This window comes from Roseimicrobium gellanilyticum (genome assembly GCF_003315205.1).
Lineage (GTDB): Bacteria > Verrucomicrobiota > Verrucomicrobiia > Verrucomicrobiales > Verrucomicrobiaceae > Roseimicrobium > Roseimicrobium gellanilyticum.
Genome location: NZ_QNRR01000007.1, coordinates 408483 through 424987, shown reverse-complemented (window position 1 = coordinate 424987; position 16505 = coordinate 408483). Strand labels below are relative to the sequence as shown.

Below are 16505 nucleotides of genomic sequence, written 5' to 3'. Positions count from 1 at the left end.
GCTCCGCAACAGGCTCACAAGGGCGTACCAGATGCCCATTCCCACCGCTCCCGCCAGGAGCAAGGAGGGGAAAAATCCCCAATGCAGCACTCTCACAAACACCCACAAGAGCAAGGCTTGCACCACCGTGAGCACGAGGGCTTGCAGAAAAACAAGAGAAAGCGGTCGCTGTGAATGTCCCATGTCGCAGGCTGCGACATATCATCAACCTTCCATCACGTCGAGCGAAGGGCGCTCACATATTCCCAAGCCCACAGCACCATGCCTTTCGCGTCCTCCCACACATCGATCCAGTTTACCGTGGGCGATGCCACAATGAAGAGCGCGCCGATGAGGGCGAGGTTCGTGAGGAAGATCAGGATGATGGAGAAGAATTCGCCATTGTGCTCCAGGTCACTCTGCTCCGTGCGCAAGACCTCAAGGGTGAACGTGATGTGAAAGCACCAGGTCATCCCCACGAAGAAGTACACGAGCCAGGCCCACCGAATCCACATGGTGACCTCGAGAAACGGCAGGGTCCACATGACGTCCCGGTGCATGTCGACGAACGCCTCCAGCAAACCGTAGATGGCAAAGATCACCACCGTATAGAGAGGCACCAGATAGGGTGACAGCGTGATCAGGACATTCGTCTTGTCCGTCTCGATATAGCCCCCTTCGTCGGACACGTGCATGGCATGCACCTTCCCGCCACTCAGCTTCGCGGCGATGACATGGGTGAACTCATGGGCAAAGACATACAGCCACGCCGGCTGCATGCGGAACCAGCCCAGCGCAAACCACAACATGCAGCCAAAGGTGAAGAACCAAAAACCCTCCGACTTCCAGAACTTCCCATCCACCGTGGCGCGGAAGAACAATTCCAGCAGCGTCACTGCCGCCACAATGCATACCGGCACCAGGAAGAGACCCACCACCAGCTTCCGCTTCTGTCCCGTGGGCGGGATGGCCATCGGGTCAAAGTCATCATCCTCAAAGCTCGCATCCCCCGCCTGGTGGAAATCGGGTTCCGCGTAGTTCGGATTGCTGCGCCTCGCGTCGATGAGTTCCTTCTCATGCGCCGCCTTCAGGCGCATCTTTTCCCCTTTGCCACTTTTGGCACTGCGCCGGTTTTTCGCCTGCTTTTGCTGGGCCTGACGGTGCGCGCTCATGGGGAGAATGCCGACGATGCGGTCAGCCCTCCTGTGGGCCGCCTGTGCTGGCGACCATTCGCGCTCCTCTGGGCGGGTGGGCTCATGTCACGAAGTGGCGGCATAGCGGCCCTTCCGGGGACCAGTCATCCATTTCCACGCAGATTCAATATGTGCCTGCGGTTCTTTGTGCCGGGCCTCCCAGCCCAGCAGGGCCTTGGCCTTGGCGGGGTCGGCCACCAGTTCCGGGGGGTCGCCCGCCCGGCGGGGTCCATAGGTCACCGGGATGGTCTTCCCCGTCACCCGCTCAGCCGTGGAAATGATCTCCCTCACACTGAAGCCACGTCCCGTGCCGAGATTCACCGCAACGCTCTCCCCGCCCTTCCTCAGATGCTCCAGCGCCAGCGCATGGGCATCCGCCAGGTCATTCACATGGATGTAGTCGCGGATGCAGGTGCCATCCGGGGTCGGGTAGTCCGTGCCGAAGACGGTGATGCTCTCGAGCTCCCCCGTGGCCGCCATCAGGATGCGCGGGATGAGGTGCGTCTCGGGATTGTGGTCCTCCCCAATCTCACCCTCAAGGTCACAGCCACTGGCATTAAAGTAACGGAGGAAGACCGACTTCAGTCCCCAGGCGGTGTCGCAGTCCTTCAGCACCCGCTCCAGCATATGCTTGCTGGCGCCATACGGGTTCACCGGGTCCTGGGGGTGGGTTTCGTTCATGGGGATGAACTGCGGATTCCCATAGGTGGCGCAGGTGGAGGAGAAGATGAATTCCTTCACCCCATGACGTTGCATGGCCTCCAGAAGGGTGAGCGGAGCGGCGAGGTTGTTCCGGTAGTACTTCAGCGGATCCGTCACCGACTCCCCCACGAAGGCAAAAGCAGCAAAATGCAAGACCGCCTCCGGTTGGTGCTCGGCGAATATCTTCTCCACCAGAGCTGCATTCCCCATATCTCCCTCCACAAGGGTCACCCGGTCCAGCGGCAGGGCCTCCCGATGGCCGAAGACGAGGTTGTCCAGCACCACGACCTTCTCCCCCCGTTGGAGCAGCTGCTTGACGGTGTGGGAGCCGATGTAACCAGCGCCGCCGGTGATGAGGAGGGTGCCTTTTGCCATGTACCAAGATTTCAAGCCATGTGAATAACTTGCCAAGCGAAAAACTAAAATCCGGGATCACTTCCGGCCTTTCCGAGTCCCTCCCACTCAGGTCATTTAAGTTTATCATTTGGCATTTGCACCCGGCTTTGCACCCTTCTACGCTCAGCCTCATGGATACAGTGAGACTCGGCATCGTTGGACTTGGCAACATGGGCAAAGCCCACCTAATGAACATCCGCGCAGGCAAGGTGGAGGGCCTCCGCGTGACCGCGCTCTGTGAGAGCGTCGGCACGCTCCCGAAGCTCATCGAGGGGGAGACTCCCTTCACCGATGTGAACGCCATGATCCACAGCGGCCGCATTGATGCCATCCTCATCTGCACCCCGCACTTCTCCCACACCACCATCGGCATTGAGGCCCTGAAGACCGGCCTTCACGTGCTGGTGGAGAAGCCCATCTCCGTGCACAAGGCGGACTGCGAGCGCCTCATCGCTGCCCACACGGACAAGAAGAAGATCTTCGCCGCCATGTTCAACATGCGCACGAACGCCGTCTTCAAGAAGGTGAAGGACCTCATCGACAGCGGTGAACTCGGTGAAGTGCGCCGCGTCCACTGGGAAGTGACGAACTGGTTCCGCACGAACTACTACTACGCCACCGGCGGCTGGCGCGGCACCTGGAAGGGTGAAGGCGGCGGCGTGCTGATGAACCAGTGCCCCCACAATCTGGACCTCTTCCAGTGGCTCTTCGGCATGCCGGACAGCGTCCGCGGCTTCTGCCAGTTCGGTCGTTTCCACGAGATCGAAGTGGAGGACGATGTGACCGCCGTCTTCCAGTACAAGAACGGCACCACCGCCACCTTCGTAACCTCCACGGGTGAGGCTCCTGGCCGCAACTGCCTGGAAATCTCCGCGGAAAAGGGCCGCCTCACCGTGACCGATGGCACCCGCATCCACTTCCAGCGGAACCGCCAGCCCATGAGCGAATTCTGCATGAAGGCCGAAGCCGCCTTCGCCATGCCCGAGAGCTGGCACATGGACATCCCCGTGGACAACAGCGGTGGTCAGCACGTGGAGATTCTACAGAACTTCACCAACGCCATCCTCAAGGGCGAGAAACTCCTCTCCCCTGCTGAAGAAGGCATCCGCAGCGTGGAACTGGCCAATACCATCCTCCTCTCCACCTGGCAGGACAAGACCATCGACCTCCCCATGTCCTCCGCGGACTACGAGAAGATCCTTCTGGAGAAGGGCGAAGCGAGCACCTTCCAGAAGACCAAGGTCGTGGCCAAGGCCACGTCGGATGACTTCGCGAAGTCGTTCCGTTGATCAGACTGCACTGCACGTTCATGGCGCGAGTTGGCACACCGCCACTCGCGCCATTTCGTTTCATTCCCTCACATTCCGCGTCGCATTGAACAAGCTCTGCACCACCGCGAGCAGCTCCACCGCATCTGCCGGTTTGGAAAGGTGAATCTGGAATCCCTCTGAGATGGAGCGGATGCGATCCTCCGTTCTCGTGTAGGCACTCAGGGCGATCGCAGGGACGCGGCCACCAAGCTCGGCGGGCAGGGCGCGCACGGAGCGAATCAGCGAATAGCCATCGGCAACCGGCATCCCGATGTCGCTGATCAGGACATCGGGCAGGATACGTTTCAGTTCCTCGATAGCCTCTTTCGCAGAGCCAGCCTTGTGCACTTGCGCCCCGGCTTTGGCCAGCATTTTGGCGATGAGCATGCGGGCATCTTCCTCGTCATCCACGACCAGCACGGAAATGCCATCGAGCTTCGGCGGTGGCGCCATGGTGCGCTCGCCATTCACAGCATCTGGATGACGGCGCGAGCCATCATCAGGCTCCACGTGGATGGGCGCGAGTGGCAGGCAAATCACAAACGTCGAACCCTGTCCCACGCCAGGACTCTTGACCCTCGCCGTGCCACCATGCAGTTCCGTGAGATTTTTCACAATCGCAAGTCCCAGTCCGAGCCCCCCATGCCTTCGCGTTGTAGACGCATCTGCCTGCCGGAAACGCTCGAACACGTAGGGTAGGAAGTCCGCTTCAATGCCGCATCCCGTGTCCGTAACAACGACTTCCAGATGTGAGTTCACCCGCTCCAGCAGGATCTGCACCCGGCCATCACGAGGCGTGAACTTGATGGCATTGCTGAGCAGATTCCAAAAGACCTGCTGTAGCCGTGCCGGATCTCCCGAAATGGGCCGGGCCAGCGGATCCAAGATGGATTGCAGACGGATATTTTTTGCGTCCGCCGCCGGCTTGACGGTTTCCAACGCGGACTCAATGACAGAGGCGACCTGCACGCGTTGCACATCGAGCCGCACCTTGCCGGAGAGAATGCGACTCATGTCGAGAAGGTCTTCAATGATCTTCGTCTGAGCCTGCGCGTTGCGGTCGATGACTTCCAACCCCTGCTCGAGCTCACCTTCCTCGCACACTCCTGAACGCAGCATCTGCGTCCAGCCGAGGATGGATTGCAGGGGCGTCCTCAACTCGTGAGAAAGCGTTGCCAGGAACTCGTCCTTCATGCGGCTCTGGCGCTCGGCTTCCGCGGCAGAGGCCAGTGCCTCCTCTGAAGTCTTGCGCTGCTCGGTGATATCACGCGAGGTCGCGGTAAGCCGGTTGACCTTTCCATCGGCGTCGCGCAGCGGCGTGACTATCACATCCCACCATTTGGAAACTCCCTTCGCAGTCACACAGGGACCATTGAATCTCGAGGTCGAGCCTGCCGCTGCCTGCGCGACTGCTCGCTGCACTTCGTCCCGCATTTCTTCTACCCAGAGGTCGGACCACAACTTCCCCTTCACGTCATCGAACGACCCCAGATCAAATGCTTCAATGCCTGGAGTATTCATGGAGCTGAGCCTGCCTTCGAGGTCCATGACCTTGATGCAATCCGCGCTGCTGTTGAGCACGCTGGTGCTCAGCGCTTCACTCTCCCGAAGAGCCCTCTCCATGACACGCTGCTGAGTGAGCTCGCGCTCGAGTGCGTCATACAGACGGGCATTCTCAATCGCCACAGCAGCCTGGGCAGCCAGGGCGACGACCGCCGCTTCCGCATCCTCCTTGAAGACATCAGGCTCCGGATGCCCGAAGAACAAGCCTCCAATGACTTCACCCGATCGGGACGCCACCGGCACGGCAAGATAGCTGCGCACAGGCAGGTGCCCCTTCGGCATGCCATGGTGGGGAGGCATCTTGCCGTAGCGAGGATCCAACGTCACGTCCGGAACGCGTACAACGCCCGTACCGCGGAAAGTTGGCTCGAAGATGGGTGTGTTTCGCGGGATGCCGAATTTTTCAAAGGCCTCCCGCGGTGCTCCGGAAAGGGTGTAGAGCGTAAACACTTCCCCCTGCTCATTGTGCGCGGTGTAGAAAAACGCGCCAAAGGCGGCGCCACTCAGCTCCTTCCCCGCATCCGTGATGGCCTGCACGAGCACGGACAGATCGCGCTCCGCTACCAGCGAGGTCCCCACCTGATTGATCACCTCCAGCTTGGCCCTCTGTTTCCTCGCCAGTTCCTCTGCAAGCTTTCTCTGGGTGATATTCCGTGCAATCTTTGAGGCTCCCACGATTTTTCCGTCAGGGTCTTTAATCGGGGAGATGGTCAGGGAGACGTGCACCTCCGTGCCGTCCTTGCGTCGGCGCACCGTGTCGAAGTGCTCCACCCTTTGACCACTGCGGATCTTTTCCAGAATCTGCCGCTCCTCATCCTGCCTCTCTTCAGGAATGACCATGGTGATGGATCTGCCAATGGCCTCCTCAGCACTGTAGCCGAAGATCCTCTCCGCTCCGGGATTCCAGCTCGTGATGATGCCGGAAAGATTCTTGCTGACAATCGCATCGTCCGAGGAACTCACGATGGCAGACAGCAACAATGCCGGAGAAATAAATCCTGCCTCATCGGGCAGGCTGGCGTTCTTGGCATCCGTCATGCGTGATGAGACTTGGCAGGTTCGAGAAAGGAGACTACGGCAGAAGGAAATCGCACGTCTTCAACGGATTGGATGCCCCGGCGAATCAGTCAAATTCGGGACAAACCTTGAGATACAGAAGGGCAGTCTGTGTCAGACGCCTCCAGGAGGTCAGCGCAGATCGAGGCAAACGACTTCGCCCGCGTTGTTTTTGCACAGGAGTCTCCCCTGGCTCAAAACGGGCAGGACATACGTCTTTGCTGGCAGCACCTGCACGCGGCTCATCACCTCCAGCCTGTCCGGTTGCGGCTTTGCCAGGATGAGTTCTCCCACACTGGTGAGGATGAGGAGATGCCCATCACTGAGAATGGCCGTGCCCTTGTCGATCTCGTCAGACACCCACGCGGTCTCCCCAGTCTTCATATCGAGACAGCGCAATTCCTTCACCCCTCGCTTTTGGTCATTGAAGACGATGAGCTTCCCATCCCAAGGAACACCCGAGTTGAAGAGCAACCCCAAATTGCGATCATTCCATTGCGATGTGAGTTTTCCATCCGCAAACTTCAGCAACGTGCTGCCATCAGCACCTGTGTGCGAGATGAAGACCATGTCATCTTTGACATGTGGATTGGCGCAGTTGCAGAAGTCGCGTGTCACTGTCTCGTGCCTCGCGATTTCCTCTCCGTTATCGAGCTTCAAGAGGCGGAAGCTGTCTCCTTTGAACAAAGCGAGCGCCGTGGTCCCACTCATCTTCACCAAAGCTGGTGATGCGTAGCCGGCCTCACCACTGCCCTTGCCCCACAAGAGATTGCCCGTTTTCGCGTCCACGCACACCGTGGATTGTCCGCCACCACCGGCATCAAGATAGGCCTTGCCCTCGTGCACCAGCACACTGCTGGCATAGCCATAGACGGGACGCTTCCCTTTGAAGTCGGCAATCAGGTGCTTCTGCCAGATCACCTTTCCTGTCGCTGCGTCAAGACACCAGACATCCCCTTCCCTGCTGAGCATGTAGAGACAGCCATCCTCGACCGTGGGCGTGGCCGCAGGGCCGAATGGCACCACCGGCATCTCGTGCGCAGCCGTCTTGCAGGGATAGCGATGCCGCCAGAGTTCCTTTCCGGAATTCAGATCGAGGCACACAATGCTGTCCTCATCCGCACCATCATTGCCTACGGTGTACGCGCGCTCTCCAACCACAGTGAAGGACGCCAGACCACGTCCCACAGAAGCCTTCCACAGCACCGGAGGTCCATCCGCAGGCCATTCCTTTTTCCATCCAACCTCCGGCGTGGCATTGTTGTGAAGCGGACCGTGAAGATGCGGCCAGTCTGAGGCATTCGCCCCCGGGAGCATCCCGCTGAATGCAAAAAGAGACAATGCCTTCGCTGCGAGGGCACACAACGCGGCGTGACGGAAGACAGTGATGTCACTGGTAGTCATGCCTTCAGGATACAGCACGAGCATTCGCAAAAAAGCACCGCGCTGAAAAAATCCCGCGTGGGTTTCGGACGGGGCAGTCGTGTTCCTCATGAAACCACCTTCCTTCCCTTTCATGAAACTTCTACTCCAGCTTCCCATCCTCACCGCTGCCATGTTCAGCGTGGCGGGCACCACCCATTCCCAAACACAGACGACAGCCTTGCCTCCGTCGGCTCCTGCTGCTCCCTCCGCATTCCCTGCGGAGGAGTTGGCAGAAATGATGACCTATCGCCACCTTGGCCCAGGCTCCATGGCCAGCGCAGCAAACAGCCTGGAAGAGTACTACCTCGAGAAGTATACAAAAGAAGGGCAAGATAGGGACGTGTTCCCCAAACTCATCTACGGTCCCGGCGCTGAAGACGCCAAAATCAATGGCGAACTGAAGCTCTGTTTGTACAACACAAGGGCACTGGACGCCCTGGCACTGGTCGCAGCGGCCGCAGGGTGCCGGTTGGAACCGATTCCCGCACTGCCGGATGGCTCGGAGGATAAGAAGGGACCCCAGCGGGTGATTGGATACTATGTTTCGACAGCCATGCGGCTACCCGAGGCGCAGGCACCTGAGATCAAACCCGCCTTGAAATCTCTACCACGAAATGTCATCGGCACCGTCGGGTTGACCTTGGGAGAGCAGAATGGAGACATCCTCATCCGGGACGTGGTGCCTGGTCTTCCAGCAGCTCAAAGCAGGGCCATCGTCCCGGGAGAGAAGCTGCTGAGCATTGCCGAAGAAGGAGCCACCGAAGTGCGGGCTGCGGAGGTGGGCCAGGAAAAAGTTTCCGAGCTGCTCGCCGGCGAACCCGGTTCCAAGGTTCGCGTCACCGTTGCGCCGCCGCATGGCGATGGGCAGCCCAAAGTCGTGATCCTCACACGCCAACCCGGGCCGCCCCCCATGGTCCCGCCTCCTCTGGTAAAAGTCGTGGAACCCGTGTTAGACACCTTCGCGTACGTCACCACGGACGTGAGGCCCCATCCATTCATTCCTGGCCATGACCCCAACTCTCCGGTTTTCAGGCACAACCTCACGAATCTCGCCGGTGCCGCTCCTGCAACACCCGACATGCCTGCCGCGTCCCCTCCTCCCACGGGACCGCTCGTGCGCATCTATTCGGTGGCTGATATCATGAAGGGCGATGAAAGTCAGGTACCTGCATGGCAGACCGATTTGGAGAAGCTTGTCATGGAGTCGCTTGAACACGCCAGCCTGCTCAGCGGGGAGCGTCCTGTCCTCTCCCTGCACCGCAATACCAGGGTGCTCATTGTGAAAGCCTCCGCGCAGCAGCATGAGATCATCCAGCAAATCATCACCGTGTTGAAAGAAAATGAAGCCGCAAGCGCCAAAGACCCGGGCGCGTTGCAACGTTGAGTGACTTCATCGTCACGTGTCCATTCCATCCACCAGCATCGTCGAATCCTCATTCGCCGCCCTCATGGATCACGCGGAGCCAGCCCTCTCGCACGAACTGCCGGCGACGGGAGAGCTTGCGTTCACTCTGGATGATGTGCCGGGGCTGACGACAGCGCTGAAACATGGCGAGGAGCCCGCCTTCACCTGGCTCCATCATGAGTGGAGTGCACGCATCAACCGCTACTGCTTCGCCCTGGCTGCCGGAGATGCATCCTTCGCCTCGGAAATCGCCCAGGCCTCGTGGCTGCGCATCGTGCGGCACATGCGCGTGCTCGCGGATGAACAAGCCCTCTGGTGCTGGATTGCCTGCGCGGCACGCCATGCGGCTGCGGATCTGCGTCGCAAAGGCGGACGTTACAAACGCGCCCTGGAGCGATTCAAGCAATGGTGGTCGCCCTTACCCGAAACCTCGGCAGCAGATGACACCGCCAGCCTGATGCAGGCGATGGAAGCTGCCCTGGCCCAACTCACTGCCGAGGAGAACCTGCTTCTCGAAGGTCGCTATTTTACCGGTGAATCCCTTGAAACCATCGGAGCACGCCTCTCGATTTCCAGCCGCGCCGTGGAAGGCAGGCTTGCACGCTTACGCCAACGGCTCAGGGAGGAAATCGCCCACCAACTCCGCCTGCAAGGAACATGAACTCGAAACAAAAATCGATGCAGCATTTGCTCGATGACGTCGTGACTCCCGAGTCTGACTGCGAACACTTGGGGCCGAACCGCACCACCCTGCTGGAGATGGTGAGCCAGGAACGAGCCCGGCGAAAACGTACGAGCACCTACCTCGGCACGGCGGCGGGTGCATGTGTGTGTGCTCTCGTAACGCTTCTCCTGGTGCAACAGAGCCACTGGTTTCAAGAATCTCCTGCCACGCCATCGACTGTGCACGCCGTGCCAGCGCCTCCCGAGCCCATCACGATTCACGAAGTGAATGACAAGGAACTCCTCGAACTGCTGAAGGACACCCCCGTCGCGCTGATGGAGTGGCCGGATGGCAAGCACACCTTGCTGGTAATGGAGCGGTAGCGGAAACAGTTTGTCGCTGCAAATCGGCAAGGCGCAGCGATGGTCCTGGACCGCCCGATGTTCTCGCTCATGGTTCCACGCCTCATTGCCATCTACCTTTCGCCAGCCGCCACTGTCTTGCCCAGTTCGGTGACCGAGGCAGAAGCCAAAGCGCATGCTGGACTTGTCGGTGATCGTTACTTCATCGGGAACGGCACTTTTTCCAATGCCACCCCTCTGGGTCCGGGCCGTGAGCTGACTTTGATTGAAAGCGAGGCGCTGCAAGCGGTCGAAATAGAACACGGTATTCGCCTGAGCGCGGCACAGGCCCGGAGGAATCTGGTGACGGAGGGCATACGGCTCAATGACCTCGTCGGTGTGAAGTTCCGCATTGGCGGCGTGCTGATGGAAGGCATCCGGTTCTGTGACCCTTGCGCCCACCTCAACGTCGTGACCGGCATGGCACTGCTCAAACCGCTGGCAAACCGCGGAGGACTGAGAGCAGCCATCCTGAGTGATGGCTTCCTGCGCGTGGGTGATGAGATCCACGTCACCGCCACTGCCGCATAAAAAGCTCCACACAAATCGCCAGCCCGATCAGGATGACCGCAGTACGTACCCACACGGCGGGAATGCGCTGCGCCACGTGGCTGCCGGTCCAATAGCCGCCCATGGACCCCGCCATGAGCCACAGGGCCAGATCCCACTGCACTCCTCCGGTGATGATGAAGTAGATCACCGCGGAGACATTCATGAGCATGGCCAGCACCACCTTCAGTGCATTCATCTGATTGATGTCACGCAGGCCCAACACGCCAAGAGTGGCCAGCATCATGATGCCGATGCCCGCACCAAAGTAGCCCCCGTACACCGCCACGCCTGCGAGGATGAAGACGCTCCACAAACGCAGCCTCGGTTCCGCAGGCTCCTCCTCCTTTCCCGGCGCCATGGCGGTCACCTGCCTGCGAGCCAGCCACCGCTGCACCAGGCCGTTGCACATGAAAAGAACAGTGGCCAAAAGCAGCAGCCATGGAACGACAAAATCAAAAACCCGGGAGCCGGTCTGCACCAGCAGCACCCCGCCAGCCAGACCGCCCAGCAGGGCGACGGGGGCGAGCCTGCGAACCCATGAGCCCATCTTGCCGACATGCCGGCGGAAGGTCCACGCACTGAGTGGCATTCCCGGGAACAAGGCAACGGTGCTGGTAATATTCGCCTGCATGGTACCCAGGCCCGCCCACAGCAGCGCGGGAAAGGTCACCATGGTGCCTCCCCCGGCAACAGCGTTCATCATGCCAGCCAGGAATCCGGCTCCCGCGACCATCAGGGACCTCTGCCAATCCATCGTCCCGCGATACGTCGTATTTTTCATGTTCGCAATGCACAGGACGAATGATTCGCCGGTTGCACAGCCCCCTGTCCGTGGTACCTCCCCGTTACCATGAACCTCTGGCAGCGCTATCAGAAGCACCTCGTCCGCTACACCGATCTCGGCATCTCGCTCGACGTCTCACGGATGACTTTCCCCGACGACTTCTTCACGAAGATGAAGCCTCTGACCGACAAGGCTTTCGCGGAAATGAAAAAGCTCGAGGCAGGAGCCATCGCCAACCCTGATGAGAAGCGGATGGTCGGCCACTACTGGCTGCGCAACTTCGGCCTGGCCCCCTCCCCGGAGCTTCGCACCGGCATTGAGAGCGACATCGCCCAATCCAAGGCATTTGCGGACGAAATCCACGCGGGCAACATCGTCGCAGAGCGCGGCGGGCGATTCACCCGCCTGCTGATCGTCGGCATCGGTGGCTCCGCCCTGGGCCCGCAGTTCATCACGGACGCCCTGGTAAATTCCTGGGACGCCCCGCTGAAGACCCACTTCTTTGACAACACCGATCCGGACGGCCTCCAGCGCGTCCTCGCAGACATCGGCGCGGATCTCAATCGCACACTCACCGTCGTCATTTCCAAGTCCGGCGGCACTCCCGAGACGCGCAATGGCATGCTCGAAGCGAAGGCCGCGTATGAACGCGCCGGCCTGGACTTCTCCAAGCACGCGGTGGCCGTGACCGGCACGGCCGCGAATGGCATCACCAGCAAGCTGGAAGCCTATGCCAACGAGCACAAGTGGCTGAAGATTTTCCCGATGACCGACTGGGTTGGCGGACGCACTTCCGTGATGCATACCGTGGGTCTGGTGCCCATGGCGTTGCAGGGCGTGGATGTGGACTCGCTTCTCGCTGGCGCCTCCGCCATGGATGAAAAGACCCGCAGCCTCCCGGTGGAGCAGAACGCCGCCATGCTGCTGGCTCTCATGTGGCACCACGCTGGTGGCGGCAAAGGTGCGAAGGACATGGTCATCCTCCCCTATAAGGATCGCCTCGTGCTCCTGAGCAAGTACCTCCAGCAGCTCGTGATGGAGTCTCTGGGCAAGGAACTGGACCTCGATGGCAACAAGGTAAATCAGGGCATTGCCGTGTACGGCAACAAGGGTTCCACCGACCAGCATGCCTATGTGCAACAGCTCCGCGACGGCGTGAACAATTTCTTCGCCACCTTCATTGAGGTGCGCAAGAGCGCCTCGGGCCCGCAGCTCGAGGTGGAACCTGCCACCACCTGCGGCGACTTCCTCCAGGGCTTCCTGCGCGGCACCCGCAAGGCCCTCTACGAAAATGGTCGCGAATCCGTGACCATCAGTGTGCCTGGAGTGAATGCCTACGTGGTCGGCGCGATTGTCGCCCTCTTCGAGCGCGCGGTGGGTTACTACGCCACTCTCGTAAACATCAATGCCTATCACCAGCCCGGCGTAGAAGCTGGTAAGAAGGCTGCCGGAGACTTCCTGAAGATTCTTACCAACGTGAGGGCACAGCTCGTGAAAGCAGGCTCTGCCACGGCGGATGAAGTGGCTTCTGCCATCGGTGCTGATGCCGAGGAAGTGTACCACTGCCTCGTGCATCTCGCAGCCAATGAAGCCCATGTGGCTCAGTCTTTGGGCAAAACTCCGGGTGACGACCGCTTCACGTTGGAAACGCACGCTTGAGCATTCCGGCAGCCGCGTTCAGAATAGGGGCATAATGCCTTGGATTCCCCCATCCATTCCTATCCTGCTGGCTGATGCTTCGTCCGTGACCACGGACGAAGCTGTGTTGCACGTGGACTATTTCCCACTGCCCTTCCAGATCCTGTGCATCGTCCTCACGGCGCTGTTCATCTGGTTCTTCTGCATTGCGCGGAATCCGCGTGGCTGGCGTCGTTTGTACCAGTCCAAGTTCTGCAACCCAGAGGATCATTCCGTCAATCGTAACAAACGGCTGGATGAGCTCATCCGGAAGTACGGCATCATCGCCGCGATGCTGGTGCTGGTGGCGGACGTGGGCTTCGTGGTCTGGGGCGTCACCACCCGCCATCGCCTCTCCAGCCAGCGCCCCCTGACGAAGGAGGAGCAGTTGCGCGCAGCCGAGGCCGAACGCATCCAGGGCGGCTCCAGCAAGACGAGTGCCCGACGGGCGGTGGGGGGCTGAGCTACGCGCAAACTTTGCGCTAGAACGAGCGGTCACCCCCGGTTTAAGGCGGATGAATTTCAGCCGGTCTCTCGTATTGTGTTTTGCAGCGGTGCTTGCAGCCAGTCTCCCTTGCAGTGGACGGGCTGCGGAGGCACCGGATTCCAGGCCCAACATCCTGATCATCACGGTGGATGACATGAGCGCGGACTCCCTCGGAGCCTTTGGCTGCAAGCTGCCGGACACATCGCCGCACATCGATCGGCTCGCGTCTGCAGGCATGAAGTTCAATCTCGCGCACGCGCAGGCGGGGAACTGCATGCCTTCACGCAATGTCATGTGGTCCGGGCGCTACACCCACCACAATCGCATCGAGGGTTTCTATCAGGTCCGGGACGTGAAATATCCGGTGCTGACAGATCTCATGAAAGGCGGTGGATACTTCACCGGCATCCGCGGCAAGGTGGCGCATTCCACTCCTTACTCCCCCTACAAATGGGACCTTGATCTCGATGACGGCCCCGATGGAAAGAAGGTGCACGTGAAGGATGCTCCTTCCTACGAGGTGAGCACCACCCAAGGCATTCAGGCCGCGAAGTCTGCGGGCAAACCCTTCTGCCTGATGATCAATGTCTCCGATCCGCACAAGCCCTTCTATGCGGAGGGCAATCGGGGTGAGACCATCCCGGATGAGCATGTGCCCAGCCGTGTCTTCACACCGGAAGAGGTGCCGATTCCGGGTTTCCTGTTCGATGACCCAGTCGTCCGCAAGGAACTCTCCCACTACTATTCCTCCGTGCGCCGTGCGGACGATTGTGTGGGCGCCATCCTGACTGCGCTGAAGAAGTCAGGCGAGGACGAGCGCACGCTGATTCTCTTCCTCTCGGATCATGGCATGCCCCTGCCGTTCGCAAAGACGCAGCTCTACCATCACAGCACCCGCACGCCCCTCATTGTGCGCTGGCCGGGAATCACAAAGGCAGGATCCGTGGATGAAACGAACATGGTTTCCGCCGTGGATTTCCTCCCGACATTGCTGGATGCCGCAGGGATCACGCATCCCACCGGACTGGATGGCTCTTCCTTTGCGCCGCTTCTTCGCAACACCTCACAGGAAGGTCGCGACTTCATCGTGAAAGGCCACACGGAGAACGCAGGACGCTCCCGCGATCCCATGCGAGCCATCCAGACGAAGAAGTATCTCTACATCTTCAACGCCTGGTCCAATGGCACCCGGGTGATGGCCACGGCCACGAGCGGCACCTCCACCTACCGCCGCATGGTGGCTCTTGCCAAAACGGATTCCAAGATCGCGGGCCGCCTGGAAGTCTACCAGCACCGCACCATGGAGGAGCTGTACGATGTGGAACAGGATCCCGACTGCCTTCACAATCTCATCGGCCACACCACTCACGCCAAGGATGCGGACACCATGCGCCAGATGCTGGAGTCATGGATGGTGAAATATGAAGACCCCATGCTCGAAATCTTCCGCAAGCGCGGCGATGCCGCAGCACGGGAGGCCTGGGTCGCCATCCAAGAGAAGGAGGCGGAAGAACGCGTGGGAGGAAAGAAAGGCGGCAAGAAAAGGGCAGGAAAGGCGACGCCTGACGACGAATGAACGCCTGAATCCTGCGCTTACCTTCCCGCCACGCCACTCTTGCGTTCACCGACGCAGATTATCGACTTATCCCCGCGGATGAACATCTGGCCTTCGCTGAGCGCGGGTGAAGCGAACACCTTCTCCCCCACCTGGCTCTCGGCCACGAGCTCGTACTTGTCCCCGGGCTTCACGACACGAGTCACGCCGAAGTCGTTGATGAAGATCACCTTGCCCTCTGCACTCACGAGAGACGCATGATGTTCACGCATCCGCTCCTCCCATGCGATGCGCCCCGTCTTCGCATCAAAGCAATGCGCCACACCGGAGTCTGAGACCACCAGGCACCAATCACCTTCTGCGATGGGTGAAGGCACATAGGCCGCGCCCTGATTCGTGCGCCAGGCGATGTGCGTCTTGGTCACGTCACCCGTTCCATCCGGCTTGATGGCCAGGATGTGCTTCTCAGGAAAGCCAGCGGTGAGGAAGAGATAACCGGCGCGATCGTTGTAAACAAGTGACGCCACGAACTGCTCCGTGGGTCCTTCCATGGACCAGATGACTTTGCCGTCATCCGGGTTGTAGCTCATCACGCACTTCGTGCCGCTGAGTACCATCTGTGTCTTCCCTGCGAGTTCACGAATGATGGGCACGCAGTAGCTGCGTGTGTTGTTGGGCCGGGCAACGCGCCAGAGCTCTTTGCCATCCGCACGCGACAGCGCAACGATGTAGCCGTCGCCATCATGGTCGCAATTCACGATCACCTTGTCCTTGTGCAGGATCGGTGAGGAACAGAAACCGTGCTTGCTGGAGAAGAGGCCAGGACGCACCTGCCAGATCTGTTTGCCGGAGAAGTCATGCGCAGAGATCACCACGGTGCCCTTGGGAACTTCGCCCTTGGGGATTTCGCGTCCTTCATTGGCCTTGCGTGAATCCGGGGTCTCATTGTTGTCGAGGAAAGCAGTGAAGACCTTCTCACCATCCGTCGCTGGGGTGCTGGAGGCGAGACTGTTAAGCCGGTGAATCGCCTCCGGTGGTGCATCGAGGACCGTAGTCTGCCAGAGCAGACTGCCCGTCGCGCGATCCAGGCAAATCAGAACACGGTCACCCGTGGCTTCCACCGCAGCCACCGTGAAGATTCTATCACCCCAAACGATCGGTGAAGCGTGTCCCGTTCCTGGCAGATCCGCTTTCCACTTGATGGTCTCGGGAGAAATGATCGTGGAGAAGCCCGTGTCCTGTGATGTGCCATCCAGTCGCGGCCCACGCCACTGCGGCCAATTCTCTGCAAAAGCAACAGTAGCTTGAAGGACGACAAGAAGAGCGGCTGTACGGAGCATGCAGGTGAAGGCTGGT

14 protein-coding genes are annotated in these 16505 nt (G+C 59.9%); 8 read left to right on the top strand and 6 right to left on the bottom strand.

Annotation, left to right across the window (positions count from 1 at the left end):
- Nucleotides 1-215 precede the first annotated feature (215 nt).
- The gene (locus DES53_RS20345) at nt 216-1151 is read right to left on the bottom strand and encodes a zinc metalloprotease (RefSeq protein WP_113960137.1); all 936 of its coding nucleotides are present in this window, start codon (nt 1149-1151) and stop codon (nt 216-218) included.
- Between the two features lie 87 nt (nt 1152-1238).
- A complete protein-coding gene (gene galE, locus DES53_RS20340; RefSeq protein ID WP_113960136.1) occupies nt 1239-2249 on the bottom strand; it encodes a UDP-glucose 4-epimerase GalE in 1011 nt (336 codons plus the stop codon).
- A gap of 152 nt (nt 2250-2401) precedes the next feature.
- Between galE and DES53_RS20335 the strand changes: the two genes are divergently transcribed.
- Nucleotides 2402-3559 carry a Gfo/Idh/MocA family protein gene (locus DES53_RS20335; protein WP_113960135.1) on the top strand — a complete coding sequence of 386 codons (1158 nt, stop codon included), beginning with the start codon at nt 2402-2404 and terminating at the stop codon, nt 3557-3559.
- A 60-nt stretch (nt 3560-3619) separates the two neighbouring features.
- On the opposite strand, the gene DES53_RS20330 is transcribed toward DES53_RS20335, so the two are convergent.
- Both DES53_RS20330 and DES53_RS20325 read right to left on the bottom strand, forming a co-directional pair.
- Complete coding sequence (locus tag DES53_RS20330) at nt 3620-6181, bottom strand: PAS domain S-box protein (protein WP_113960134.1); 2562 nt, start codon at nt 6179-6181, stop codon at nt 3620-3622.
- Between the two features lie 150 nt (nt 6182-6331).
- Nucleotides 6332-7603, bottom strand: a complete 1272-nt coding sequence (locus DES53_RS20325) for an outer membrane protein assembly factor BamB family protein (RefSeq protein ID WP_170157250.1) — start codon at nt 7601-7603, stop codon at nt 6332-6334.
- Between the two features lie 112 nt (nt 7604-7715).
- Between DES53_RS20325 and DES53_RS20320 the strand changes: the two genes are divergently transcribed.
- The 4 genes from DES53_RS20320 (at nt 7716) to DES53_RS20305 (ending at nt 10625) form a co-directional block, all read left to right on the top strand.
- The gene (locus tag DES53_RS20320; protein ID WP_147263506.1) at nt 7716-9008 is read left to right on the top strand and encodes a PDZ domain-containing protein; all 1293 of its coding nucleotides are present in this window, start codon (nt 7716-7718) and stop codon (nt 9006-9008) included.
- 16 nt (nt 9009-9024) lie between these two features.
- On the top strand, nt 9025-9690 hold the full coding sequence (locus tag DES53_RS20315) for an RNA polymerase sigma factor (protein ID WP_113960131.1): 666 nt from the start codon (nt 9025-9027) through the stop codon (nt 9688-9690).
- Entirely contained in the window at nt 9687-10076 is a 390-nt protein-coding gene (locus tag DES53_RS20310; protein ID WP_113960130.1) for a hypothetical protein, read from the top strand. Before DES53_RS20315 ends, DES53_RS20310 begins: the two co-directional genes overlap by 4 nt.
- 69 nt (nt 10077-10145) lie before the next feature.
- Nucleotides 10146-10625, top strand: a complete 480-nt coding sequence (locus DES53_RS20305) for an MOSC domain-containing protein (RefSeq protein ID WP_147263505.1) — start codon at nt 10146-10148, stop codon at nt 10623-10625.
- On the opposite strand, the gene DES53_RS20300 is transcribed toward DES53_RS20305, so the two are convergent.
- Nucleotides 10606-11427 carry a sulfite exporter TauE/SafE family protein gene (locus DES53_RS20300; RefSeq protein WP_113960128.1) on the bottom strand — a complete coding sequence of 274 codons (822 nt, stop codon included), beginning with the start codon at nt 11425-11427 and terminating at the stop codon, nt 10606-10608. The two genes, DES53_RS20305 and DES53_RS20300, sit on opposite strands and share 20 nt — an antisense overlap.
- Before the next feature lie 69 nt (nt 11428-11496).
- On the opposite strand from DES53_RS20300, the gene DES53_RS20295 reads away from it, so the two are divergent.
- From DES53_RS20295 to DES53_RS20285, 3 genes are read left to right on the top strand one after another with little or no spacing between them, the layout of a single operon-like run.
- Nucleotides 11497-13089: a glucose-6-phosphate isomerase gene (locus DES53_RS20295; RefSeq protein ID WP_113960127.1), complete on the top strand. Its 1593-nt coding sequence runs from the start codon at nt 11497-11499 to the stop codon at nt 13087-13089.
- 34 nt (nt 13090-13123) lie between these two features.
- A complete protein-coding gene (locus DES53_RS20290) occupies nt 13124-13570 on the top strand; it encodes a hypothetical protein (protein WP_113960126.1) in 447 nt (148 codons plus the stop codon).
- A gap of 52 nt (nt 13571-13622) precedes the next feature.
- Nucleotides 13623-15170, top strand: a complete 1548-nt coding sequence (locus DES53_RS20285; RefSeq protein WP_113960125.1) for a sulfatase family protein — start codon at nt 13623-13625, stop codon at nt 15168-15170.
- 17 nt (nt 15171-15187) lie between these two features.
- Here the strand turns inward: DES53_RS20285 and DES53_RS20280 are convergent, their stop codons facing one another.
- Nucleotides 15188-16489 carry a PQQ-like beta-propeller repeat protein gene (locus DES53_RS20280; protein ID WP_113960124.1) on the bottom strand — a complete coding sequence of 434 codons (1302 nt, stop codon included), beginning with the start codon at nt 16487-16489 and terminating at the stop codon, nt 15188-15190.
- Nucleotides 16490-16505: the final 16 nt, after the last annotated feature.